At 45.2% G+C, this 1,054-nt stretch carries 1 protein-coding gene; it reads right to left on the bottom strand.

All coding sequences use genetic code 11. From position 1 onward, the window contains the following. Positions 1-1,030: M17 family metallopeptidase (locus A3729_RS25875; RefSeq protein WP_068634426.1), on the bottom strand; the 1,030-nt coding region annotated here is incomplete at its 3' end. Positions 1,031-1,054 lie beyond the last annotated feature (24 nt).

The raw sequence follows: 1,054 nt of genomic DNA, 5'->3' as shown, positions 1-1,054 counted from the left end.
TTTCTACTGTTTGACCCGAAGCTGTTGTCACGATATCACCAGGTTTGGAGGCGTGTCCAGCCGGCATGTTTTCAGCCGCTGCAATGATGCAGACGATATTCATTTTGGGTTGTAGGTCGGCAATTGCAGTCATCGTACCGATAACGCTCGCGGCACCGCACATGTCATACTTCATTTCATCCATTTGCGGGCCAGGTTTTAAGCTAATTCCTCCGGTATCAAAGGTGATGCCTTTGCCGACTAACATATGTGGCGCATCGCCTTCTTTGCCACCTTTATACTCAAGGATAATCATTTTTCCTGGTTCTGAGCTACCTTTGGATACGGATAAAAATGCACCCATGTTTAGTGCTTCCATATCAGATTCTTCGAGTACTTTTACTTCAAAGTTATTACTTCTGCTTGCTAGCGCTAGTGCTTGCTCTGCTAGGTAAGCAGGTGTACAGACATTTCCGGGTAGGTTGCCAAGCGTTCTGGTTGTAGCCATGCCTCTCGCCTGAGCTTGAGCGATCACAGTTGCTTCGCTCAAGGCTTGTTGGTCTGCAGTGCAGCAGACGACACTGATGTTTTCCAATATGATGGCCGGAGATTTTTTGCTTTTGTACTGATCGAAAGTGTAATGCTGGTCAGAAATTGAGCGAACGAGACTGTTTGCGAGTTGTCTGGCGCTAATGTCTGTGCCATCTATAGTATTGTCCAAAAAGCAGTGTAAGGATTTTACTTTGGCGCTTTTCGCTTGACTTGCTAATGCGCTGAAGGCCTTGTTTAGGCTGCTTAGGTTTAACTTCTTTTTGTCTCCCATGCCCAAAAGAATAACGCTATTAGCGTGTTCGCTACGAAGGGGTAGGAAGAAGCTTTTTCCTGAATCACTATCAATGTCGAATTGCGATATGCTTTGGCTTAGTTGCCCATCAAGAAGTTTGTCGAGCACTTTGCCTTGCTCACATAGTGTCTGATTTTCGTATAGGCCTATGCATAGGCTGTCTGCTTTTAGTGATGAAATCGCGGTATCGACAATATTGTAATTCATTTCTGTCTCTTATCGTATCGAAGG

It is taken from the genome of Oleiphilus sp. HI0043 (assembly GCF_001634935.1).
The sequence above is the reverse complement of the archived record's forward strand: the minus strand, read 5'-3'. Positions and strand labels throughout refer to the sequence as shown.